The sequence below is a fragment of the Streptomyces sp. NPDC102490 genome (assembly GCF_044765285.1).
In the GTDB taxonomy this organism is placed as follows: Bacteria; Actinomycetota; Actinomycetes; order Streptomycetales; family Streptomycetaceae; genus Streptomyces.
Map to the genome: position 1 here is coordinate 326,703 of NZ_JBIWJU010000009.1, position 21,859 is coordinate 348,561.

General features: G+C 69.6%; 20 protein-coding genes and 3 pseudogenes. 14 read left to right on the forward strand and 9 right to left on the reverse strand.

Translation table 11 applies throughout. The features are described from left to right. Positions 1 to 198: 198 nt before the first annotated feature. From ACIRGB_RS22795 to ACIRGB_RS22805, 3 genes are all read left to right on the forward strand, one after another. Entirely contained in the window at positions 199 to 813 is a 615-nt protein-coding gene (locus tag ACIRGB_RS22795; protein WP_403868009.1) for an ABC transporter ATP-binding protein, read from the forward strand. Continuing rightward, positions 810 to 1,685 carry an ABC transporter permease gene (locus ACIRGB_RS22800; RefSeq protein ID WP_403868012.1) on the forward strand — a complete coding sequence of 292 codons (876 nt, stop codon included), beginning with the start codon at positions 810 to 812 and terminating at the stop codon, positions 1,683 to 1,685. Before ACIRGB_RS22795 ends, ACIRGB_RS22800 begins: the two co-directional genes overlap by 4 nt. A gap of 185 nt (positions 1,686 to 1,870) precedes the next feature. Then, complete coding sequence (locus tag ACIRGB_RS22805) at positions 1,871 to 2,392, forward strand: hypothetical protein (protein ID WP_403868015.1); 522 nt, start codon at positions 1,871 to 1,873, stop codon at positions 2,390 to 2,392. Positions 2,393 to 2,930: 538 nt separating this feature from the next. Here the strand turns inward: ACIRGB_RS22805 and ACIRGB_RS22810 are convergent. Then, positions 2,931 to 3,321 (reverse strand): annotated as a pseudogene (locus ACIRGB_RS22810) (IS5/IS1182 family transposase); the annotation flags it as partial. 100 nt (positions 3,322 to 3,421) lie between these two features. Here ACIRGB_RS22810 and ACIRGB_RS22815 point away from each other — a divergent pair. Both ACIRGB_RS22815 and ACIRGB_RS22820 read left to right on the forward strand, forming a co-directional pair. Beyond that, positions 3,422 to 4,270, forward strand: coding sequence for an oxidoreductase (locus ACIRGB_RS22815; protein ID WP_403868018.1), 849 nt, complete (start codon positions 3,422 to 3,424; stop codon positions 4,268 to 4,270). Next, a complete protein-coding gene (locus tag ACIRGB_RS22820; protein WP_403868021.1) occupies positions 4,270 to 4,884 on the forward strand; it encodes a TetR/AcrR family transcriptional regulator in 615 nt (204 codons plus the stop codon). Before ACIRGB_RS22815 ends, ACIRGB_RS22820 begins: the two co-directional genes overlap by 1 nt. 1,319 nt (positions 4,885 to 6,203) lie before the next feature. Here the strand turns inward: ACIRGB_RS22820 and ACIRGB_RS22825 are convergent. From ACIRGB_RS22825 to ACIRGB_RS22840, 4 genes and pseudogenes are all read right to left on the reverse strand, one after another. Then, a pseudogene (locus tag ACIRGB_RS22825) lies at positions 6,204 to 6,811 on the reverse strand (IS5 family transposase); the annotation flags it as partial. A gap of 75 nt (positions 6,812 to 6,886) precedes the next feature. Beyond that, positions 6,887 to 7,639 (reverse strand): alpha/beta fold hydrolase, encoded by a 753-nt coding sequence (locus ACIRGB_RS22830; RefSeq protein ID WP_403868024.1) that lies wholly within the window; start codon positions 7,637 to 7,639, stop codon positions 6,887 to 6,889. Between the two features lie 56 nt (positions 7,640 to 7,695). Then, the gene (locus ACIRGB_RS22835) at positions 7,696 to 8,838 is read right to left on the reverse strand and encodes an FAD-dependent oxidoreductase (RefSeq protein WP_403868027.1); all 1,143 of its coding nucleotides are present in this window, start codon (positions 8,836 to 8,838) and stop codon (positions 7,696 to 7,698) included. 219 nt (positions 8,839 to 9,057) lie between these two features. Next, a complete protein-coding gene (locus ACIRGB_RS22840; RefSeq protein ID WP_403868030.1) occupies positions 9,058 to 9,750 on the reverse strand; it encodes a TetR/AcrR family transcriptional regulator in 693 nt (230 codons plus the stop codon). 235 nt (positions 9,751 to 9,985) lie between these two features. On the opposite strand from ACIRGB_RS22840, the gene ACIRGB_RS22845 reads away from it, so the two are divergent. The 3 genes from ACIRGB_RS22845 to ACIRGB_RS22855 all read left to right on the forward strand — a co-directional run bounded on the left by ACIRGB_RS22845 (position 9,986) and on the right by ACIRGB_RS22855 (position 11,719). Next, a complete protein-coding gene (locus tag ACIRGB_RS22845; RefSeq protein ID WP_403868033.1) occupies positions 9,986 to 10,333 on the forward strand; it encodes a VOC family protein in 348 nt (115 codons plus the stop codon). Between the two features lie 271 nt (positions 10,334 to 10,604). Beyond that, the gene (locus tag ACIRGB_RS22850) at positions 10,605 to 10,847 is read left to right on the forward strand and encodes a hypothetical protein (RefSeq protein WP_403868036.1); all 243 of its coding nucleotides are present in this window, start codon (positions 10,605 to 10,607) and stop codon (positions 10,845 to 10,847) included. Between the two features lie 620 nt (positions 10,848 to 11,467). After that, entirely contained in the window at positions 11,468 to 11,719 is a 252-nt protein-coding gene (locus tag ACIRGB_RS22855) for a hypothetical protein (protein ID WP_403868039.1), read from the forward strand. 496 nt (positions 11,720 to 12,215) lie between these two features. Here the strand turns inward: ACIRGB_RS22855 and ACIRGB_RS22860 are convergent, their stop codons facing one another. Then, positions 12,216 to 12,779, reverse strand: a complete 564-nt coding sequence (locus tag ACIRGB_RS22860; protein WP_403868042.1) for a TetR/AcrR family transcriptional regulator — start codon at positions 12,777 to 12,779, stop codon at positions 12,216 to 12,218. A 137-nt stretch (positions 12,780 to 12,916) separates the two neighbouring features. Between ACIRGB_RS22860 and ACIRGB_RS22865 the strand changes: the two are divergent. The 3 genes and pseudogenes from ACIRGB_RS22865 to ACIRGB_RS22875 form a co-directional block, all read left to right on the forward strand. After that, positions 12,917 to 13,615 (forward strand): annotated as a pseudogene (locus ACIRGB_RS22865) (SDR family oxidoreductase); the annotation flags it as partial. 95 nt (positions 13,616 to 13,710) lie between these two features. Then, the gene (locus tag ACIRGB_RS22870) at positions 13,711 to 14,781 is read left to right on the forward strand and encodes an aldo/keto reductase (RefSeq protein WP_403868045.1); all 1,071 of its coding nucleotides are present in this window, start codon (positions 13,711 to 13,713) and stop codon (positions 14,779 to 14,781) included. Positions 14,782 to 14,850: 69 nt separating this feature from the next. Beyond that, a complete protein-coding gene (locus ACIRGB_RS22875) occupies positions 14,851 to 15,597 on the forward strand; it encodes an SDR family oxidoreductase (protein ID WP_403868048.1) in 747 nt (248 codons plus the stop codon). Positions 15,598 to 16,145: 548 nt separating this feature from the next. Here ACIRGB_RS22875 and ACIRGB_RS22880 read toward each other — a convergent pair. Both ACIRGB_RS22880 and ACIRGB_RS22885 read right to left on the reverse strand, forming a co-directional pair. Further along, entirely contained in the window at positions 16,146 to 17,135 is a 990-nt protein-coding gene (locus ACIRGB_RS22880) for an aldo/keto reductase (protein ID WP_403868050.1), read from the reverse strand. Positions 17,136 to 17,184: 49 nt separating this feature from the next. Then, complete coding sequence (locus ACIRGB_RS22885; RefSeq protein ID WP_403868053.1) at positions 17,185 to 17,772, reverse strand: flavodoxin family protein; 588 nt, start codon at positions 17,770 to 17,772, stop codon at positions 17,185 to 17,187. A 251-nt stretch (positions 17,773 to 18,023) separates the two neighbouring features. Here ACIRGB_RS22885 and ACIRGB_RS22890 point away from each other — a divergent pair, with 251 nt between their 5' ends. Continuing rightward, positions 18,024 to 18,731, forward strand: a complete 708-nt coding sequence (locus tag ACIRGB_RS22890) for a TetR/AcrR family transcriptional regulator (RefSeq protein ID WP_403868056.1) — start codon at positions 18,024 to 18,026, stop codon at positions 18,729 to 18,731. 127 nt (positions 18,732 to 18,858) lie between these two features. Further along, positions 18,859 to 18,990 carry a recombinase family protein gene (locus ACIRGB_RS22895; protein ID WP_403868172.1) on the forward strand — a complete coding sequence of 44 codons (132 nt, stop codon included), beginning with the start codon at positions 18,859 to 18,861 and terminating at the stop codon, positions 18,988 to 18,990. Positions 18,991 to 19,192: 202 nt separating this feature from the next. Here ACIRGB_RS22895 and ACIRGB_RS22900 read toward each other — a convergent pair whose 3' ends face one another. Continuing rightward, positions 19,193 to 19,573, reverse strand: a complete 381-nt coding sequence (locus ACIRGB_RS22900) for a suppressor of fused domain protein (RefSeq protein WP_403868059.1) — start codon at positions 19,571 to 19,573, stop codon at positions 19,193 to 19,195. Positions 19,574 to 20,187: 614 nt separating this feature from the next. Between ACIRGB_RS22900 and ACIRGB_RS22905 the strand changes: the two genes are divergently transcribed. After that, positions 20,188 to 21,660: a hypothetical protein gene (locus tag ACIRGB_RS22905; RefSeq protein WP_403868062.1), complete on the forward strand. Its 1,473-nt coding sequence runs from the start codon at positions 20,188 to 20,190 to the stop codon at positions 21,658 to 21,660. Positions 21,661 to 21,859 lie beyond the last annotated feature (199 nt).

Consider the following 21,859-nt stretch of genomic DNA (forward strand, 5'->3'; position numbering starts at 1 on the left):
GCCCGGTCACGGTAGCCGCCGCCACTGCAACCGAGGCGGGTTCCGGGCAGGCTCCCCGCCGCACGCGTGACGGGTGGGCGCCAGGTTGACGCCGCAGGGGGCCGCTCTCCCGGCTGCCGTTTCCCCGGTCCGGCCGACTCGTTGGGCACGCGCGGACCGGTTCCGCGGACCACAGGCCAGGTACGACGGAGCGAAGCGATGGACGTCCACGATGTGCACCATTCCTACCGGCAGCACGCCGTCCTGCGGGGCGTCGGCCTCCGGCTGAAGCCCGGCACCCTGGCCGGGATCGTCGGCGAGAACGGTGCGGGCAAGACGACCCTGCTGAAGATCCTCTCCGGTGAACTCCGTCCGGACCGGGGGGCCGTGCACCATAGCGGCAGGTTCGGCTACTGTCCGCAGACCGTGGTGCTGGACGACTCCTTCACCGTCCGCCAGCATCTCGACTTCTTCAGAAGCGCGTTCGGCCTCGCCGGGCTCGAACGGGCCGAGGAGGTGATGGAGACACTGGCCTTCACCGAGTACCTCGACCAGCGCGCGGGTCGGCTCAGCGGCGGCTCGCGGCAGAAGCTCAACCTGACCCTGGCCCTCATGCACGACCCGGACGTACTCCTGCTGGACGAGCCCTACCAGGGCTTCGACTGGGAGACCTACCTGCGCTTCTGGGAACTGGCGACCAGGCTGCGCGACGCCGGGCGTTCGGTGCTGGTCGTCTCGCACCTCGCGTACGACATCGACCGGCTGGACCAGCTCTGGCGCCTGGAGGCCGGGCGCCTGCACATTCAGGAACGGTCTACGGAGGCCGCGGCGTGAGGCGGCACCTGTCCCTGTTCGTCACGGCATCGCGGTACGCGCTGATCGGACACGCCCGCAACCGGTTCGCGATGCTACTGGTGGTCGTGTACATCCCGGTGTGGATCGCCCTCGCCTATGTGACCATTCCCGATCAGCCCGCCCCCTTCCGGCTCCGGGCGACCGGCGAGGTGCTCTCCCCGCCCGGCAACCACCTCACTCAGATCACCGGCGCGCTGAACGCGGTCACCCTCATCGCGGGGTTCATGATGTTCGCGGCCACGTTCACCGGGGGAGCCTTCGACCGCCGGCTGGCGATGGCGGGCTACCCCCGTTACCACCTCGTCCTCGCCAAGCTGTCCGCGCTCACACTGGTCTGTGTCGCGATCTCCGTGTACGCCACCGCCGTCGCCGGGTTCGCCTGGACGCCGCGACAGCCCCTGCTGCTCACGGCCGCGCTGTTCGGCGCCGCCCTCACCTACGGCGCGCTCGGCGTGGTCTTCGGGTCGGTGCTCCGGCGCGAGGTCGAAGGGATGTTCGCCATCCTGATGATCAGCGTCCTCGACGTCGCCCTGCAGAATCCCCTCTCCAGCTCCGGGTCCGACAGTGCCGTCGTGCGCTTCCTCCCGACGTACGGGGCGGTTCAGGCCAGCATGTCCGCCGCCTTCTCCGACGCGTCGGGCGGCCGGGCGCTCCTGACCCAGTGCCTCTGGCTCATCGGCGCGTCGGCGGCGGGATTCCTGGTCTTCCGCCGACGTACCCGGAACGCGCTCGTGCGGCACAGGAAGCCACCGCTTCCGGCGCCTCGCGGCGCTGGAGCGACCGAGGGCCCTGGCGTCCACCGGCCACCGGCGGAGTCCGGCCCGGCGCCGGAAAGGGTGGGACCCGCCTGACCGCCCGGCTGCCCCGGGGCCGCTCGGGGGACTCCGCCCGTCGCACGGACGGCCGTCAACTGCGTGTGCGCCCCCTGTCCCGCCGATACGCCCGTGACCTGGGCAGGCGGTGATCGTTCTGCAGCCGTCGGGCGCTGTATCGGTGCCCGGAACGACCCGTTCACCAGTGCAAGGAGCACCGCCCCATGTCTCTCTCACATACCGCCCGGCGCGCCGTCCTCACCGCGGCCCTGGTCTGCGTCTCCACGCTGGCCGTCCCCTCCGCCGCACAGGCCGCTCCGCTGCCGCCCGCGTGTCAGGAAGCGCTGCTCGAAACACTCGACAAGTTCCCCGTCGTGGACTTCACGGTCCCGGACAAGGCCAAGAACACCATGACGGCACAGGTGTTGGGACTGAGCGAGGCCGACCAGGCAGTGTTCACCGAGGTGGCGTGCGCGGCCTGGAACACCTGGGCGACCCAGAACGGCCAGGCGGTCGCGACGGACCTGGACAGCCGCTACCGGAACGCCGCCGGACCCGTGTGCAACAAGTTCGCCAGGTCCGCACTGGCGACGATCAAGAAGCACGCACCCAATGTCCCGGCCGAGACCCGGGAGATGGAGAGGGTGGCCAAGATGGTCTGGCGCGACTCCATGGAGAAGCTGGCCGCGGACGCCACCAACGCCGACTGTCGTACGGCCTACAACGCGGTGAAGGCCGGCTGGTAGCTGGGCGGCGCCTCTCATTCTGCTCTGTGCAGGCCCCAAGGCCCGCGGTAGCGGCACTCGGTGCTGGAACCACGGGCCTTGTGCGCAAGCGATCCGGACCGGCGCCGGAGTGATCGCCCTCGGCCTCTGTGGCGCCGTCGCCACGCGCTCTGGGCCAGTCCTGCGGACCTGGCCGGCCACCGCATCTGGAGCCCCGGGATCAGGCCGGACACGGAGTGGGCAGCGTTCTGCCGGGCGCTGTCCGAGGCCCTCGGTCTGAGCATCGACGCACTCGGCCCCAACGTCGCTGACGAGGTACTGATGTACACGCCGGCCGACTCGGCCTCGCTGGCCACCCTCGTCGGCAGCGGGGACCAGTATCTGTGGCCCCGAGCTCACGACCTACGGCGCATCCCGTTGCACGACCCGACCGTGATCTACCCGCACGTGCCGTTGTTCCGCAGCGCAGACCTACACCCCGTGCTGACCGCGCTTCGCTGCTATCTGCGCACCGCAGGCTCGCGAATCCCGCACGACGTGTGGGCGCCGGGCTGGGCAGACCGCTGACCGGACGACCAAAAAGGCGGACACGCCCTGGGATCCGGCGGGTGTCGGCATCGATCACGACTTGGCAGGCCGTGGAGTATCGATGGTTCTTCGACTGCTCGGCCACGGAGTGGTCGCGGGTGCACCAGGGCGCCGTCGACGATGAGGACGGTGTCCCTGCGGAACCGGCTCCGCTGCCGGAGTGCCGGCAGCGGGACCGATGTGGTCAATGATGCGGTCTGCGGCCGACTTGGAGATCCCGAGCATCAGCGCGCCGACTGGCGCATGATCAAGTTTGTGCGCCAGTACGCCGTGACCCGCGGGACGCGGTCCTCCGGCGGCAGACCCCAGGGTCGGCCGCGCGATCGATCTGTGGCTTGGTCACGTCGCACTGCGGATGCCAGGGGGTGGTGGAATCGACATCGCGCCGATCCAAATCGACACCGTGTAGACTTTCTGGGTGAGGGGCAGTCGAGCTCCTCGAGAGACCTTTCTGGAGGAACCGTGAAGCAGCAGAAGTGGCTCATCACCGGCGTCAGCACGGGCCTTGGCCGTGCCATCGCCCAGGCCGCCCTGGCCACAGGGCACACCGTCGTTGGAACGGTCCGCTCCGAGGAGGACCTACGGGCCTTCGAGGGGCTGAAATCCGGGTACGCTCACGGCCGCATCCTGGATGTGACTGACGGTGAAGCCGTCTCGGATGTGGTCGCGGAGGTGGAGCAGAGCGTCGGTCCTTTGGATGTCGTCGTCGCCAACGCCGGCTACGGCCTGGAGGGCACCTTCGAGGAAACCCCGCTGGCCGAGGTGCGGCGGCAGTTCGAGGTCAACGTGTTCGGGGCGGTGGCCACCCTGCAGGCAGCCCTGCCCCAGATGCGCCGGCGCCGCAGCGGACACCTGATGGCCGTCACCTCCATGGGCGGGCTCATGGCCGTGCCCGGCATGTCCGCCTACTGCGGCAGCAAGTTCGCGCTGGAAGGCATCCTGGAAGCACTGGGCAAGGAGGTTGCGCAGTTCGGGATCCACGTGACGGCGATCGAGCCCGGCTCCTTCCGCACCGACTGGGCCGGGCGGTCCATGACACGCGCCGCACAGTCCATCGACGACTACGACGAGCTGTTCACCCCCATCCGCGAAGCGCGGCAGAAGGCAAGCGGGAACCAACTGGGCAACCCGGCCAAGGCCGGGGAAGCCGTCGTACACATCACATCGGTCGACCAGCCGCCGGCCCACCTCGTCCTGGGCTCGGACGCACTGCGACTGGTCACCACCGCGCGCACGGCCGTAGACGAGGACATCCGCGCATGGGAGCACCTCTCCCGTACCACCGACTTCGCCGACGGCGCTCAGCTCTGATGCCCAGCAACCACCCCGCGCGAAGCCGGCGCACCACCGAACGCAAGGGTGATGTCCGGGAGCGGGCCATCCTGGACACCTGCGAAGCTCTGCTGGGGCAGAAGGGCTACGACGCCATGACCGTCGGCGACATCGCCCAAGGCGCCGGCATCACACGCGGCGCCCTGTACTTCTACTTCGGCTCCAAACAAGAAGTGGTCACGGCGCTCGTGGCCCGGACCGTAGAGCACCTGTGGGAACGGTCCCGAGCCACCGCGCAGACTGACGAGCCGCGCCGGGCCATCGCAGCAGCCATGCAGCGCACGGTGGAGCTGTGGAACGAGCACGGCCTGGTCATGCGCACGGCGATCGACCTGTCGTTGACCGTGCCGGAGATCGGTGAGCTGTGGAGCCACACGGCAGACTTGTTCATCACCGCCATCACCGCCGTCCTGGAACGAGCAGGCATCCAGGAGGGCACCGGACCAGAGCAAGCGTCGGCGATGGCACGCGCCCTGTGCTGGATGATCGAGCGCACCTTCTACCACGCCTCGCAGGAATCCCGCGAGGAGTTGCAAAAGGCATCGTCGACCTGTGAACACATCTGGCTGGTCAGCGCCGGCCTGATCACCTGATGCATCTGGCGCGGACGGTGCGACGCGAATCCAAACCCCGTGACTTCGAGGCACACCATCCAGGCACTCCGCCAGCGGAAATCCCGCGGAGGCGGGTCGGCCGTGGTGTTCCCGACCCCGCTCGGTCTCCTCGGGCCAGCCGTCGTGTGGCTCGGGGAACCAGGGGAGGGTGACCTGGTGGGTGCGCAGGGCGGTCGAAGGGGGCGATGTCGGCGGGGGTGAGGTTGGGGCGTGTGCGGTGCAGGCGTGCGGGGTGCCGCCATCGGCCGGCTGCGTCGCGGGCGACGTCGACCTCGACCTCCACGACGAGGTCGGGCCGCACGAGGTGAACGGTGAGCACCTCCCGGGCCCCCCATCCTGCCGAGAACGTTCGCCTGTCCATCGGTGTCTCGCGTCTGCGGTGGTGAGCAGCTCGGCGAGTGCGGTCCCGGTGGTGCGGGGCAGGGTGATGGTCCGGCCGGTGTGTCGGGGTCGGCCAGCAGGGTCGTAGCGGCCGAGCGGCCGAGCGGCCGAGCGGCAGGGTGCACGGCACGGTGCCGGGGCCGGTGAGGGCACCCACGATGGCGTCCTGCATGATGCGGATCTTGTACTTACCCCACGCCCTGACGCCCGCCCGGTATGGGGCCCGGAGCGGTTTGAAGACGAGGCCTTCCAGTCCGGCCGACGTCCAGGTCAGCCATTCGCAGGCGGTGTCCGCGTCGGCGGTCGACGGGCACAGCGTGAGCGGCTTGGCCAGCCCGTTCTCTGCGAATGGCTCCTGGCTGTACGGCCAGGAGGTGAGGTCCGTGCCGCCCTGGCGCATCAGGTCGAAGACGACGAGGTGGGCGGGCCAGGCGCGCGGCCGTCGTGGCGCCGGTACCGTGACGGCGGGCGAGGCGTTGCGCGCGCGGGAGCGCAGCAGGACCCGGCCGTCGGCGTAGCGAGCGAGCTGCGCGCGAAAACCGTCCCACTTCGGCTCGGCCGCGTGCCCGAGCGGCAGGTCCGGGCTGGCCACGAGGACGGTGAGTATCGGTTCGGGCAGGGTCCACGTCACCCGACGATGCCTTCCACGCCGAGGGGCGCGAGTCACGCACGTCCTGATGGTGTCAGCGGTCGACGACGGGGACGCGGTCCAGGCCGGTCTCCCGCATAATCCGTCCGACTGTCTGCTCCAGGGTGCTGGATGCGTCGATGACGGTCTCCGGCACGTTGGGCAGCATGTCTTTGCCCCGGTACCAGTCGCGGAGGTGGGTTTGGGTGACGCGGGCCAGGTAGACGGCGTCGGGTTTGGTCGCGTGCCGGAGCAGTGTGGTCTCGAAGGGTACGTCGAGGTAGCAGCAGCGCTGACGGAGCAGGCGGCGGTAGATGTCGTGGTCGTAGTCGCGGTCGGCCAGCAGAGTGTCCGGCCGCCGACGGGCCCGGCCGGTCCGGCCCCGTCGGCGGGTGGGGTCTTGTCGAGCAGGGGCAGCAGCTGGGTGACGTCGTTGCGGTTGCCGCCGGTCAGCGAATACCGCGAGCGGAATGGCCTGGCCGTCGACGATGAGGTGGTGCGTGCTGCCCGGGCGTGCGCGGTCGACCGGGCTCGGCCCGCGTTTGGGCCCCTGCGGGCAGCCCGCACGTGCGAGGAGTCGATGATCGCCCGTTCCCGGTCCAGCTGGTTCTTCGACCGGAGCTCGTTCAGCAGCAGAGGGGGAGCTGGTCCCGCCGGGTTGTTCCAGGCCGCAAGACGCCGCCGGCAGGTCATGCCCGAGCCGAGGCCGGGCTCCTGGGGCAGGTACTCCCACTGGATGCCGGTGTGCAGGACGACCAGGATCCCGCACAGCCCCTGCCGGTCCGGCACCCGCGGCCGGCCCTCGACCTTCTTCGGACCCGGCTTCGGCAGCAACGGCCCGACCCGCGACCACAGTTCATCCGACACGAGCCACGGCCGCGACTGACGATTCCCCATAACCAGACATACGAGCAGAGAGACCGACAGCCTCATGACCAGCAGCTTTTGCTAGAGCCAGTTAGAGGGCTGGGTTCAGTGGCTGGTGGCCGGGGCTCGGGGGGTGAGGAAGGAGTCGAGGTGGGCGAAGACCGCTTCGGGCTGCTCGCGGATGGGCAGGTGTCCCGCGCCGGGGATGAGTTCGAACCGCGTGTGGGAGAACGCCGCGGCGTAGGCGCGGCCGAAGTCGGGGGTGACGACTGTGTCGTCGGCGCCCCAGATCACCAGGACCGGGCAGTTGACGGTGGAAAGGCGGGGGAGCATGCCGGCATCTCCCATAGCCGGCCCGGTGTAGACGCGCAGTGCGGCCATCGACTGCGCGGACGGTCCGCCCTGCGGCCTCGGTCCTCCGGCCGCCGGAGCGGGTGGCCCGGCGGGCACGGTGATCTGATGGCCGGGTATGACGGGGCCGATGGCGTCCATGAGGACGAGCCGGGAAATCCGGCCCTCGCGGTCCTCCAGGACGGTCTGGGTGGCGACCCAGCCGCCGAAGGATGTGCCGATCACCGTCACGTCGTACAGCGAAAGGTGGCCGAGCAGGTCCAGGTAGGCAGCGGCGAGGGCGGGCACGGAGTCCAGGTCGTCGGGCCGTACGGTGCCCTCCCAGCCCGGATGGGTCGGCGCGACCACCCTGTGATCGGGTGCGAGGTGGTTGATCAGGGGCGTGATGCTGGAGGGGCCGGGGCCGCCGTGCAGGACGAGGACCGGGCTGCCGCTGGTTCCGGCCTCGCGTACTTCGAGGTCGAGGCCGGGCCGTACCGGAATGGTGTGCTGCGGGGGTGCGGTCATGAGGTGCTCCTGGATGCGGGGAGGGGCTGAGGGAGCGGTGGTCGTCGGGTCGGGCCTCACTGGGCTGCCGGGCCGGACGTGAAGAAGGCGACCATTTGCTCCAGGCCCCGCTCGCCGAACATCGTGTCCAGGTTGGCGGCGGACTCGGCGGCTGCCTCCTCGCTGCGCGGGAAGAGGGCCTCCTCGTACGCGGCCAGGGCGGCCTCGGTGTCGCCGGGGTGGGCGGCGATGGCCAGGGCGAGTTCGGCACCGTCGAGCATGGCGAGGTTGGCGCCCTCCCCGGCGAAGGGGGACATCACGTGGGCGGCGTCGCCGAGCAGTGTCACGCCCGGGACGCGGTCCCAGCGGTGCCCGACGGGCAGGGCGTGGATACGGCGCGGGGTGATCGTGTCCGCGTCCGCGACCAGGGCGCGCAGGCCCTCGTCCCAGTCCTCGAAGTGGGCGAGGACCGCGGCCTTGGCGGCGGCCCGGTCAGTGAAGTCAATCGTGTCCAGCCAGCCTTCTTCGGCCTTGAGTGCGGTGTAGACGTGGAGGCTGCCGTCGGTCTCCCGGTGAGCGAGGACACCGCGCTCGTGTCCCAGGGCGATGAAGAACCCGCTGCCGAGGACCGCGGCGCTGCGCGGGTGGCGGGTGTCGGCGTCGAACAGGTCGGTCTCGACGAAGGAGATGCCGGTGTAGGCGGGCCAGGTGCTGGAGACCAGCGGCCTGATCCGGGACCAGGCGCCGTCCGCGCCGATCAGGAGATCGGTGGTAATGGCCGAGCCGTCGGCGAACGTCACCTCATGACGCCCGTCGCCCAGCGCCCGGGCCCCGGTGACCTTACGGCCCCAGTGGATCGTGCCATCGGGCAGGGAGTCCAGCAGCAGGTCGCGCAGGTCGCCGCGATCCACCTCCGGCCGGCCGCCGGTGTCGTCGTCCTCCTCGGCCATGTGCACCGTGCCGTCGGGGCCGAGCAGGCGCATGGCCTGACCACCCTCGTGGACGATCTTGAGGAAGTCGTCGTGGAGGCCGGCGGCGTGCAGGGCCTTCTGCCCGTTGTTCTCGTGGATGTCGAGCATCCCGCCCTGCGTACGGGCCGCCGCCGACGCCTCCAACTCGAAGATCGCCGACTCGATGCCGTTGACGTGCAGGACGCGCGCGGCGGCCAGGCCGCCCAGCCCTGCGCCGATGATCGCTATCGGGAAATGACTGGTGCTCAAGGCGGCCTCCGGAAGCAGTAAGGGAATACCTCGGTGCGCCGAGCCATCGCCGCCGACGCCGCAAGGTTCCTTGCCGGGGCGGCAAGGGTTATCTCGGCCTCTGCCACCGTAACGAACATGTTCGTTAAGAACAAGTTCCATGCAGGGTAGCGGCGGCCGACGAGGAGGACTTCCGTGTCTTCCGGCGGCGTCCGGCGTCAGGCGGGCCCCGCCTCGGTCTCAGTTCCTTGGGCCCGGAACAGGTGTGTGCGTGATGCCGTTGACGAGGACGTCGAAACTCCAGCGGATCCTGTCCGGCGCCGAGCCGCCGATCAGGGCGGGCATGTGCGCGGTGATCGCCGGATGCGTGGCAGGGTCCACTGCGTGCAGGGCACGCACGGTGGCGTTCCAGTCGTCCTCAGAGGCGGGGTCGTGCTCCCGGGTGGAGTGCTCGGCAGCCGTGGCTGTCGCGTCCTGGAGCAGTTTGTCCACCCCCCAGGCGACCTGCTCGCGGTCGGCGCCGCTTTGTGAGAGGAGATCGAGGATGCGCTCCACCAGGCGCAGGTAGTTCTCACCGCTCGGGCGGGCGACCAGCGCGGCCCGCGCGAGCTGCGGGTGCTCGAACAGCACCTGGGTGTACGACGTCATGGCGGCTCGGAGTTGCTGGCGCCAGCCATCGCCGTCCCGCCCGGTCAGGTCGACCTCGCCGAGCAGGGAATCCAGAACGGCCGCGTGCAACTCGGCGGTGTTGGCGACGTAGACATACAGCGACGCCGGGCCGGTGTCCAGCTCCTGCGCCAGGCGACGCATCGTGACCTTCCCCAGACCCTCCGCGCGCATGATCCGCACGGCGGTGTCCACAATCCAACGCCGGGACAGGGCGGGCTTCGCCGGACGGTCCCGGCGGCTGATCGGCTCTCTTCCTGCACTCATGAGCCGATCGTAACGAACATGTTCGCTCGGCGGGATGGCCCGGTTCACTCACGCAGGGCGCAGCAGTGTTCGGTGACCGCACGCCCGGCCAAGCCCGGCGTGACCCGACCACGTGTTGGGAAGGACACCGTGCCGGGGCCGACTGCGATGCTTCGAGGTCCGATGAGTTCTGGTTCCGGGTGTTGTCTGCACTGGAAGAAGCATCAGGAACGCGCTGTGGAAGCAGGTGATTCTCATGGACGTGGCTCGCGTACTGATGGTCGCTCCGGTACGGAACATTGACATCGCGGTGGCCTGGTATGAACGGCTGCTGGGCCGTCCGGCGGACCTCCGGCCGATGCCGTCGCTGGCCGACTGGCATCTCACCGCGAGCGGCTGGCTCCAGGTCTTCGAGGACCCGACACACGCCGGCTCGACGCTGCTCAATCTGGAGGTGCCCGCGCTGGACAGGGCACTGTCCGAGTTGGCGGAGCGCGGCCTTGCGGCGGGAGCGGTGCAAACCGGCGGCGAGCGTACCCGGTTCGCCGCCTTGGAGGACCCGGACGGCAATCGAGTGACCTTCCTGGAGAACCCGGTAGCGTAATCTGCCCCGTCGTGGCGGAGACTGCGCGCCCTCCCGGACCGCGGGACGCTGTGGGCCGCGCCGCCCGGCTCCGGCGTTCAGGGGCGAGAACCCTTTCGCGTCAGACCGTCGAGTCACACCCTGCCCGTCACTGCGCTGGGGGCATCTCCAACGCTGAGCCGGGCCAATCCGTGCGCTCAAGGACCAACTGAACCGTCCACACCACGGCTCCGGTCGGGTCGTGTCTGAGGAGACAGTGGATTCGAACAGGCGATCTGATGCCGGTAAGGGCGTGACCGACTTCTCCGACGACCTGGTGCAGACGCAAGCCGCCTGGAACGCCACCTACGACGCGCTCGCCGTACCCCGCCACCGCGACACCGACACCGACACCACCGCCCTGCGCCGCCGCCCGCTGCGCCTGTCCGTACGGCTGTGGTGGCACCCCTACTGGGAGACCGCCCCCTCGGCACCGGCGGCACGCCGCGAGCTGCGCCAGCTGGTCTGTGACCGACGAGCCGTCCGGGCCGCGTGACCCGGCGCCTCGGTCGACCAGGAGCACGGGGTGCGATGGACCGCCTGGAGGCCGCGCCGGTCAACCCGGCCCTCTGAGCCACCGTCGACCCGGGCGCGACCACGGGCCCCTCGGAGCGGGACGGGTAAGCCGGTCGGGGACGCTGATGGAGTGCCGGACCGGCGCCACCGGCGCTACCCCGAATCGTCCAGCTGCTGAGGCGAACCTGCCAGCCATGACGATGCTCTCTCACCCGACAACTGCCCGGGGAGCATCCTCGGTCGACCACGCCGCGCCGGTCATGCCGGAAACCACCGGCGCGGCGAGCGACGGAGCAGCGGCGTGCTGCGGACGTACCCTGCTGCGTGCCGCGCCAGCATGTTTCGCGCGGCCCTGGCAGCGCGCTGGATGCGAGCGAGGGCCGTAGAGGAACGGGTTCCCGCAGTCCTCGTCACGAACGTTCGAGACGCGGAGACGAGCCCGCAATCACGCAGCCGTCCGGCGAGTGGCGACCCGGTCATCGTGTACGTGCCGAGCCTAGAAAGCCTCGTGTGTGCCGAGGAGTTGGCCAGGAACTTGTGCCTCGTGGTGACCGAAGGATTCGACTTGTCCGTGCGGGGTGGGCACGCGAGCGCGGCGCCTTGGACCTGTCCACCCAGCGAGAAGAAGCCGCGGTAGAGGACACGCGCTGGTCGGACGCCTTGGAACGACTGGCCTTCCACAAGAACAACGGCTATGGCGACACCTTGGGTAGGCAGACGGCGCGGCGGGTCGTTGACGCTCTCCGGATGGCCGGCCAGCTTCAAGACGACGACCTCGTGAGCGCTGTGGCAGCGAGGGGCGCCTCGGTTCGCGCACTCAAAACCCTTCAGAAGATCATCGAACGGGCCTGAAGGGCCTTGGCGTGCCTCCTCCCCGAGTGGCGGGCGCAGTACCGTGACCTTGATCTCAGGCTGTGCGGATGCGATGGACCGCGGTTCGTTGAACTCGGCGAACGAACGGACCAGGACTCGGGCCTCGGCGATCTCCGCACTGTCCTCGAACGCGGCCGGCACCGATATGCGCCCACTGACCAGGGACTCCCGCCCCTCGCCTGGTTCCGCCTGCACCATGCGGCCCGTCTTGCGCCCGAGGCGTCTTCAGCCGAACCGGTCCGCATCGCCGGTATCCGCTGGGGCATTGAGGAGGCCACGTCGGTGACTTCTCTCCAGAGCGGCGATGGCGGGACCGCCTGATCAGCCGTTCGGGCGCTGTCGCGAGGCGGGGAACGACTGAACGTAGGCAACCGTCCCGGCAGTCCTCACCAAGGTCTGGGGTACCACGACCGCCGCGGCAACAGCCATGCCGTCCGACGCAGGCCGACGCCTCGCCGAACCGCCGGCGTATCGCTCAGCGGGGCCTGAGTCCGTCGACGACGACGTCCAGCATTCGGTTCAGCTGGGGGCGCTGCTCGGGTGCGCCGGCCACGGAGAGCAAACCGGCGAGGATGCCGCCTACGTCGGTCGGGTCGATGTCGCTGCGCAGTTCTCCTGCTGCGGCGCCGGCCTTGAGCACCATCGCCAGGACCTGCTGGACCTCGTCGCAGACCGGTCCGGTGCCGAAGCGGCCGGAAGCGCTCATGGCGACCAGGGCCTCGCAGATGCCGCGTCGTTCACCGGCCCAGTCGGCGAATCGGAGCATCCACGCGTGGAGGGCCTGCGCGGGCGGCTTGGTGGCCAGCAGGGTGCGCGCATCGTCGCGCAAGGGCCGGATCTGGTCCCGGTAGACCTCCTCGACCAGATCCTCTCGGGTGGGGAAATGCCGGTACAGGGTGGCGTTTCCCACTCCCGCGCGTTTGGCGATCGCGTCCAGCGAGATCACGCGTCCGGACGCGAAGGCCTCGGCGGCCGTGGCGATCAGCTGCTCGCGGTTGCGCTGCGCGTCGGCGCGCAGGGTGCTGCGTGGAGGTGTCATGACCCTCGCGATCGTGAGTGTCGGATGAGGTTCGAGAACGATTCGGGGATGTCCCCGTTTCAGTGTACGGTGAGGAAAGCGGGGAGGTCCCCGCTTACGGGGGTCTCACCCATCGCTTCAGCGACGAAAGGCTTGCCATGCCTACAGCGGTCATCACCGGGGGGACGACCGGGATAGGCAGAGCGACGGCCGAGCTGCTGCACGCTCGCGGCTACCAGGTCGCGGTCACCGGACAGAATCCCGAGTCCCTCGCGCGGGCGCAGTCCGAGCTCCCCGGTGACGTGCTCGTGGTCCGATCCGACGGACGCGTGCTCTCCGACACTGACGCTCTGATGTCGGCGGTGTCGGCGCGGTTCGGATCGCTGGACATGCTCTTCCTCAACGCCGGGATCTTCCGTCCGGCACCGGTTGCCGAGGTGACGGAGGAAGCGTTCGACGAGCACGCCGACCTCAACTTCAAGGGCCAGTACTTCACTCTTCAAAAGGCCCTTCCCCTCATGAACGACGGCGGCTCGATCGTGCTGACCGTCGGCATCGGATCCCGTCGCGGCACTCCTGGCGCCACAGTGGGGGCGGCGACACGCGGCGCGCTGTTGGCCATGCTGCCCTCGCTGGCGCTGGAACTGGCCCCGCGCAGGATTCGCGTCAACGCCGTGAGTCCCGGGGCCACCGACACCCCGCTGCTCGACAAGCTGGGGGTGTCCGAGAGCGGCCGGGACGCCATGCGCTCGAAGATCCCCTTGGAGCGCTTCGGATCCAGTCAGGAGGTCGCGGAAGCAGTCGCCTTCCTCGCCTCGGATGCCGCCGGCTACATCACCGGCCAGGACATCACCGTGGCCGGCGGCTACGGGCTCGGCGCCTGCAACCCGGGCGAGTCGGCCCCCATCCACACCTCTCGAACGCCACGAACCGCACCTCACAGGAGAACACGATGGCACTCACTCTCGACACCTATCGGCTGCTGGGCCGTTCCGGACTCCGGGTCTCACCGCTGGCGCTGGGCACGGCTACCTTCGGCACCGAGTGGGGCTGGGGCGCCGAGCGCGACGAGGCGCGCAAGCTCTTCGACCGCTACACCGAGCTCGGAGGCAACTTCTTCGACACCGCCAGCACTTACACCAACGGCAGCTCCGAGCGGCTGCTCGGCGAATTCGCCCGCACCAACCGCAACAAGATGGTGCTGGCGACGAAGTACTCGACGCTGCGTCAGCCCGATGACCCGAATTCCGGGGGTACCCACCGCAAGAGCATGCTGGCGTCGGTGGAAGCCAGTCTGCGGCAGCTGAACACCGACTACATCGATCTGCTCTACGTCAACGTATGGGACTTCAGGACGCCGGTGGAGGAGATCTTGCGGGGCCTGGACGACCTGGTGAGGCAGGGAAAGGTTCTGTATGTGGGGATCTCCAGCGCCCCGGCCTGGCAGGTGTCGCGCATGCAGGCGATCGCCGACCTGCGCGGCTGGTCGCCACTGGTCGCGGTGGAGACCGAGTACAGCCTGATCGAGCGCACCGCAGAGCGTGACCTGATCCCGATGGCACGCGAGATGGGACTCGGCGTGGTCCCCTTCTCCCCATTGGGCGGCGGGGTGCTCACCGGCAAGTACAGCCGGGAGGACCAGAACCCGGCGGGCTCCGTCGTCGGCGAAACCGCCAGCAACCGCAAGAGTCTCAACATCGCCCTGGGATGGGTCACCGACCGCAACCTTGCCATTGCCGATGCGGTGAAGGAGGTGGCCGCCGAGCTGGGCCGCACACCCGCCCAGGTCGCCTTGGCCTGGGCCCTGAGCGCCCCGGGCGTGACGGCACCCATCATCGGCGCCCGCACCGTCGCGCAGCTGGAAGACAACCTGGGTGCCCTGCAGGTCGACCTCACTCCTCCCCAGCTGGCCCGCCTCAACGAGGTCAGTGCCATCGACCTGGGCAATCCGCACGACCTGCTCGCCGGCGATCACATCCGCACGGTCACCACAGGCGACATGAAGATCGAAAAGCGTCGCTGATCCACTTCATGCACCGCGGCATCCAGGCATGGCACCACGTTTTTGATGACGGAACGGAGCACCCTCGGCATGGGTAAGTACAGCGGCAGGAATGTGGTGATCACGGGTGGCAGCAGCGGCATGGGGCTCGCGCTGGCGGAGCTGCTGGTGCAAGGCGGAGCCCGCGTGGTGATCACCGGCCGTTCTCAGGCCAAGCTCGACGCGGCACGCGAGCGGCTCGGCGAGAACGCCGCGGCCGTCCGGGCGGATGTGGCCTCACTGTCCGACCTGGATATGCTCGCCGGCCGTGTGAAGAGCGAGCTCGGCTCGATCGAGGCCTTGTTCGTCAATGCAGGCATCTCACCCCTCACGCCCCTCGAGTCGACGACCGAGGACGTGTATGACGAGCTGTTCGCGATCAACGTCAAGGGCGCCTTCTTCACTGTGCAGAAGCTCGCTCCGCTGCTGAGCGCGAACGCAGGCATCGTCCTCACCACCTCGATCGCGAACGTCATCGGCATGGTGGACACCAGCGTCTATGCGGCAGGCAAGGCGGCGCTGCGCTCGATGGCCCGCACCTTCTCCCGGGAACTGCTTCCGCAGGGAATCCGTGTCAATGCGATCAGCCCCGGTCCCATCGACTCGGGGATCCTGGAAACGATGGACTTGTCCGTAGAGGCCGCCGACCAGTTCAGGGCGGAACGGACCGCGAGCAACCCCATGAAGCGCTACGGCACCGTCGAAGAGTTCGCCAAGGCGGCCGCATTCCTCGCCTTCGATGCCACGTACACCACCGGCATCGAGCTGGCCGTGGACGGCGGCGAGACCCAGCTTTGAGTTCGTCTGCCGTCCCGCCACGGGTGTAAGGCCCGCTACCACGACGGTTTCAGGGGACGCTGCAACCCGTGGTCGTGTCGATCGGGCCGCGAGCAGTTCATGCAGACGCTCGGCCGGGGTTTTCCAGCCGAGCGTTTTGCGTGGGCGGTCATCGAGTTCGCCGGCGACGGCGTCAAGATGCTCGCACCAGGAGGTTGTCGTGGGCCCACGAAGACACGCCGGCTGAACCTTCCTCCATGAACCGGACACTGTTTGTGCGGTTGTGCGGCGAGAGTGCTGGTGACCGGCTGCTGTTCGTAGGCGATCGCAGCCCCAGTTCCTTCACCCCAGGGTCGCCGCCGGTCGACACTCGGGGGGCGCCCGGCCTGGGCACGGCGTGCCGGGCGGTCAGGTCCAGGTCGGGGCGTCTGTTCATGTCCGGCTCGAACCGGAGCTCCACCGGCCTCGGGCACTCTGGCCGTGGCTGGCATTGCAAGGCCGCGGTGATCCGGGTCCTACCCGGCCCGTGTGCCGCTGTCGGTGTCCGAATGCATCTGCCCCGGAGGGTCTCAGATCCAGGTGGGCACGTGTCCCTCGGTGTAGCGGGCGCCGAAGCCGCCGTGGGGGAGGATCTCGTCGAGGGCCTTGAGGTCGGTGTCGGTGAGGGCGAGGCCGGCGGCGCCGGCGTTTTCCTGGATGCGCTTCGGGCTGCGGGTGCCGGGGATCGGCACGATGTGCTCGCCCCGGGTCAGGAGCCAGGCCAGGGCGAGCTGGGAGACGGTGGCATCCTTGGCCGCCGCGAGCTCGGCGAGCCGGTCGACGGCTTCGATGTTCTTCTCGAAGTTGCCCGGCTGCCAGCGCGGGTCGACGTTGCGGATGTCCGTGGCTTCGTACTGGCCGGCAGGCTTGGCGGTGCCGGTGATGAACCCGCGGCCGAGGGGGGAGTAGGCGACGAAGCCGATGCCGAGTTGGTCCAGGGTGGAAAAGAGCTGCTCGGCGTCCCGTTCGAACAGGGAGTACTCGGTCTGCAGGACGGAGACCGGCTGTACGGCGTGCGCCCTGCGGATCGTTGCGGGCCCGGCCTCGCTGAGACCGAAGTACTTCACCTTGCCCGCGTCGATCAGTTCTTTGACGGTGCCTGCGACCTCCTCGATGGGCACCTCGGGGTCGACGCGGTGCTGATAGAAGACGTCGATGTGGTCCACGCCGAGGTGGCGCAGGCTGTTGTCGGCGACCTTGCGGATGTTGTCGGGCCGGCTGTTGAGGGGGCCGCCGATCTGCTCGGGCGGTACCGACATGTCGACGCCGAACTTGGTGGCCAGGACCACGTCGTCGCGGAAGTCCCTGACTGCCTTTCCGACGAGGATCTCGTTGGATCCGGTGCCCCAGCCGTACATCTCGGCGGTGTCGAAGAAGGTGACGCCCAGGTCGTGCGCGCGGCGGAGGGCGGCGACGCCGGCCTCCTCGTCGGTGGGTCCGTAGGCCATCGTCAGGCCCATCGCGCCGTAGCCGATCGCCGAGACCTCAAGGCCCTGGCTCCCGAGTGTCCGGTGCTGCATGACTCACTCCTCGGAAAGACTGGAAGGAAATGTCTGGCGGACCGTTGTGTCAGTGTGCTGCGGCGGTCAGTCCGGCGCGGTGGATGCGGGTGTGCTCGGCGACGCGCCGACCGAGGTGGCGGGCGGTGTTGAGGTCTGCGTCATGGACGGCGGGGGTGTCGTTGAAGCTCTGTGCGCCGGCACCGAGGTAGAAGCCGAGGCGGTTGTCGTCCTGGGGGCCGGATGCGGTGGTGTTCCAGCCCGGCAGGAGGTTCAGGCTCACCCAGAGCATTCCGTGCTGGGCCGCCAGGAGCGCCAGGTACTGCAGGGTGTGCAGTTTGTCGCCGCTCATGGAGCCGGAGTTGGTGAATCCCGCCGCGAGCTTGTCGCTCCAGGCGCGGGTGCTCCACCGCTTGCTGGTGGCCTCGGCGAAGGCGTGGAACGCCCCCGACGCGGTGCCCATGTAGGTGGGAGTGCCGAAGACGATGGCGTCCGCGGCGTCCATCAGTTCCCAGTCGGCGTCGCTGAGGGAGGCGACGTCCACGCGGTGGGCGTGCGTCCCGGCGACGGAGCGCGCGCCGTCGGCGACGGCAGTGGCGAGCTGCGCGGTGTGGCCGTAGCCGGAATGCGACGCGATGACGATCGAGATATCGGACACGGGTGTTCCTATCCTGCCGCGGTGCGGCGTGTTCGGTGGTGTGCCGGCAGACGATGCCGGCAGACGATGAGCTGCCCGGTGCGGCGGTCGGCCGCACTGCTCCACGAGTGGGACCGACGCTCCGGGCCGGGGTGCGGGGCATGCCCAGGTGTCGCGGGCCGGCGCCGGCCACCATCAGCGTGGATCGCCGTTCCGCTTTAAACAGTAGCACCGATAAAGCGGCGATACGCAAGATGCGATATCGTTGTTCCATGAGTGAGGGACGACGCGCCGCGCGACGCCAGGTACTGCAGGTGGCCGCCAAGCTTCTGGAGGAGGGCGGCAGCGAAGCGGTCTCCACGCGCGCGGTCGCCGCAGCCGCGGGCATCACGGCCCCCGCGCTCTACCGGATGTTCGACGACAAGGACGGACTCCTGGCCGAGCTGGCCGCCTACGGATTCGAGACGTACCTGGCCGAGAAACGAGAGGCACTGGCGCTGACCCCGGACAACCCGGTGGCCGACCTCTACCGCGGCTGGGACCTGCACGTCGACTTCGGACTGCGGCACCCCGCGTTCTACATGCTCATGTATGGCACCGTGCAGCCCGGGCGGCGGCCCCCCGCCGCGGACGAGGCGCACGCCCTGCTGGTGAGACTGCTGCGCCGCACGGCCGAGGCCGGGCGCCTTCGCATTCCGGTGGAGCAGGCGACCCGCGTCATTCACGCGGCCACGACGGGCGCCACGCTGGCGCTGATCGGCGAAGAACCCTCACACCGGGACCTGACCACTTCGGCGCGGCTGCGGGACACCGTCATCGCCTCGGTCACCACGGACAGGCCCGCCTCATCCGGGTCCGACCTGGCCTCGCACGCACTCGCCCTCGACGCCGCACTTCAGACCGCGCTCAGCACCGGGGTGCCTCTGCGCGACACGGAGACGGCTCTGCTGCGCGAATGGCTACAGCAGTTGGCAGGCTGAAGGGGCCGCCTGCTCCGCGGTCGGTGGGCGCAGTCGGTTACGCCGGCCGTGCAGAACTCGATGGGCGTGCCGGCAAACGACCGTCTGCCGGCACGCACACCCGTGATCACGAACTCGCAGGCGGGCACTGTCGGCAACTCGCGAGGGCGACACTTTGAAGGTCACCCGGCTCGACCGGCTCTCCCGCTCCGTGCTGCACCTGGTGACGCTCGGCGCCGAGCTGCGCGAGTGCCGCACCGGACTCCGGTGCGCCGGATGACGATGGACGCCACCGTGGGCCCAGCGCGATGGTGCGCCACCGCACCGGTGCGCCGCACCGCCCGGCGATGCCCGTGGCTTCGCTGATGAAAGCGGACAGTGATTGGCGATGGCTTTGGGCGGTAGTCGGTGATCACTGTGCCTCGACATGTCGACGAGTTGGGACTCCGTGGCTGCCGCTTGCGTCCCAGAAGCTCGCTGGGTCAGACGACGGATGGACGCCTTGGATCGGTCGGGACGATCGCGTGCTCGTCGGAAAGCTGTTCAAGGGCTTCGTGGCTGTGCTCGCGTCGGTGTGCCATCTCGGCTGCGGTGACCGGCAGAACCCGGAGGATGCGGGCATCGCCGTCCGGCAGCGGGCACTGCTCGAGGTCAGGTCCGTGGCGGTGGGGAAGGCTGACCAGCAGGTGGTCGCAGCGGGGCCCGGGCAGCCACGGTCCCCCGATGGCAGGCTGTGCTCGAGATCGAGGCGGTGATCGGGGTGGTAGTAGGCGGTCATGGTCAGGGAGATCAGCGAAGCGTTCGTCGCGGACGGGAGTCGTCGCGATCGGACCGGCACCCGACGAGTACGTACCGCGCCACATCGAATGGCACCGCGAACTCACCAAGGACCTGCGTCACTGGTAGCCCGGCCGGCCGGGAAGGCAGCGCACCCGGCAAGGGGATTCGCTCCTTGGGGGCGGGAGAGCGTGAACGCGCATGGCGTTCAATCGGATCCGGTAGCCGGCCGTGGCGGACTGGGCCCGTCGAAGCGCTGTACAGGCTCAGGCGGGCATGGGTGCCGGACGCAGCGACGCGAGCGGAGAACGCTGCTCACCTCACGCCGACCGGTTCGGCCTCGTCAGCCGAATCGGTAAGGATGTCGTTGAGGCCCTCGATAGTGGTGAACGTGTGCGTGCTGAGGGCCAGTTCAGAGTTCAGGCTGCGTGCTGCCGCCAAGGAGGGTCTGATCCGGCAGCGGGCCAGGGAGAAGACCGCCGTGCGTCTCGCAGCCCAGTTGAGCAGCGTGCCCGGAGCGCGGAGTCCGGCCGGAGGGGCCGGTTCCCGTCGTGCTCACGTCTCGGGGACCTCGGTCCGGCAAGAGGATTCGTGGTGCCGGAAGTCTGGCGGTGCAGGCGAGGCGGCGGGACGATAGGACGGTGGGTGTCTCCGGTCGTGCGGCATGCCGCACGGGATGCACCGGGGTGCGAGGGGGGCGATGCGTAGCTACGGCCGTGCGGTGGCGGGCAGTCTCGGCTGCGCCGTGATCTGTTGCTTTCCGGTTCCGCTCGCCCTGCTCGTGGGGTGGAGCGCCTTGCGCGCGGGGGAGGACTGGGCGTGGATCGCGCTCGCCCTGGGAGGGGCCGGCGCTCTCGCGATCCCTGTGCTGGTGCTCCGGTTCGTGCGGAACAGCTTCCCCCGGATCACCCGAAGGGACCGGCTCAAGGACAGCAGCGTCTCCTACGGCGACGACACCTTCGTCTTGTGGGCTCCTCGGCCGACACCGGGGCCGGCACAGGCGCGGGTGGTGCGGGCGAACGTACTGGACGCCTCACTGGTGCACTACAGCCCCGACGGCGAGGGCACCTTCACCACCTACGGCGGCGACCTCACCCCCGACGAGTTCACGCCGAAGATCAGGATGCGGCTGCGTGTGTACGACGACGAGGGTCCCGGAGCGTTCGAGACCACGGGCGAGTGGCGGGTGCCGTCCCTGTGTCTGTCGGCGGTCACCGCGGGCCGACTGGCCGTCCTCGTCGATCCGGACCGTCCCGCCGACCGGGCCGGTCCGCGTGCGGAGGGCCGGCGGGTCACTCCCCTCTGGCCGGGCAGCGCCCTGCTGGCGGGCACGCGAACCTGCCGGGTGATCGACCTCGACGGTCGGCTGACCGAGGTGACCGGGCATCCCGAGCGCCTGTTGCGTCACCTGCGGATCTCCCGGGAGGCCGGCGGCATCGGGCTGGACGGTGACACGCTCGACCTGCGGCGCCTGGACCCGGCCGTCGCGGCGCGCTACGCCTCGGTCGCCGACCATGCCCGCGCCACGCCCGAGGGCCGGGCGCCGGTGACCGAGCCGGGTGAGGAGGCCCGGTGGCTGGTAGACAGCCTTCCGGGCGCGGCGGCCGGGTTCGGTACCGTCAGCCGCCGTTGGTCGCGCCGGGGCGGCGTGCTGGTGCGGGGTCGCTTCCTGCAGATGACCGCCACGCACACCTTTCAGGACCACGGGCCGGTCCTGGACACGGTGATACGCATCCGTCCCGCCGACGGCACACCGCCCTTCGACGCCGCCCGGCGGCTGACGGTGCCGATGGACTACCTCGCCGTCCTGCACCGCACCCGGGAGGTCGTCCTGTACGCCGCAGCGAACGGCGGATCGTTCGTCGTGGACTGGGCCCGCACCAACCTCCTCGCGGGCACCACCGCCGCCACGGTCATCGCTCCGGACGGCGAGGAAATCCCCGTCGGGGCGCGTCCGGACGTGATCTGGTCCTTGATGAACATCCTGGCGTCCCAGGGCCTCTCGAACCCGACCGCTGTCCTGGACCTGCGCAAACGCTCCCTGAGCGGCGCGGCCGGGTCGGTGATGGAGCTGGTACGGCGCGAGTGCGCTCGCCACCGACTGGCCACGGGTCCACACGGGGCAGAAGACCCTGCCGACGGCTCTGGCGGGGCGGGGCGGGCAACGGTGTGACGCCGACGGAACCGCAGAATGGCCCCGAGCCGGACCGAGTCCTTCGCGCTGCTGGCCGCTGAGACCGCGGCCAGGCTCCCCGCGGAGTTCGCCACGAACGCCCTGTCGTCCACGTACTGGAGCGCGTAACCTCGCTCCGTGATCGAGGGCGAGAGCGGACAGGTCGTCGGTGGACGCTTCGAACTGGTGGAGCGGCTCG

Coding starts and splice junctions, on each gene's coding strand:
- ACIRGB_RS22795 (WP_403868009.1), top strand. CDS start 199: ATGGACGTCCACGATGTGCACCATTCCTACCGGCAGCACGCCGTCCTG.
- ACIRGB_RS22890 (WP_403868056.1), top strand. CDS start 18,024: ATGAGTGAGGGACGACGCGCCGCGCGACGCCAGGTACTGCAGGTGGCC.
- ACIRGB_RS22805 (WP_403868015.1), top strand. CDS start 1,871: ATGTCTCTCTCACATACCGCCCGGCGCGCCGTCCTCACCGCGGCCCTG.
- ACIRGB_RS22875 (WP_403868048.1), top strand. CDS start 14,851: ATGGGTAAGTACAGCGGCAGGAATGTGGTGATCACGGGTGGCAGCAGC.
- ACIRGB_RS22905 (WP_403868062.1), top strand. CDS start 20,188: ATGCGTAGCTACGGCCGTGCGGTGGCGGGCAGTCTCGGCTGCGCCGTG.
- ACIRGB_RS22830 (WP_403868024.1), bottom strand. CDS start 7,639: ATGACCGCACCCCCGCAGCACACCATTCCGGTACGGCCCGGCCTCGAC.
- ACIRGB_RS22820 (WP_403868021.1), top strand. CDS start 4,270: ATGCCCAGCAACCACCCCGCGCGAAGCCGGCGCACCACCGAACGCAAG.
- ACIRGB_RS22845 (WP_403868033.1), top strand. CDS start 9,986: ATGGACGTGGCTCGCGTACTGATGGTCGCTCCGGTACGGAACATTGAC.
- ACIRGB_RS22870 (WP_403868045.1), top strand. CDS start 13,711: ATGGCACTCACTCTCGACACCTATCGGCTGCTGGGCCGTTCCGGACTC.
- ACIRGB_RS22900 (WP_403868059.1), bottom strand. CDS start 19,573: ATGTGGCGCGGTACGTACTCGTCGGGTGCCGGTCCGATCGCGACGACT.
- ACIRGB_RS22840 (WP_403868030.1), bottom strand. CDS start 9,750: ATGAGTGCAGGAAGAGAGCCGATCAGCCGCCGGGACCGTCCGGCGAAG.
- ACIRGB_RS22880 (WP_403868050.1), bottom strand. CDS start 17,135: ATGCAGCACCGGACACTCGGGAGCCAGGGCCTTGAGGTCTCGGCGATC.
- ACIRGB_RS22860 (WP_403868042.1), bottom strand. CDS start 12,779: ATGACACCTCCACGCAGCACCCTGCGCGCCGACGCGCAGCGCAACCGC.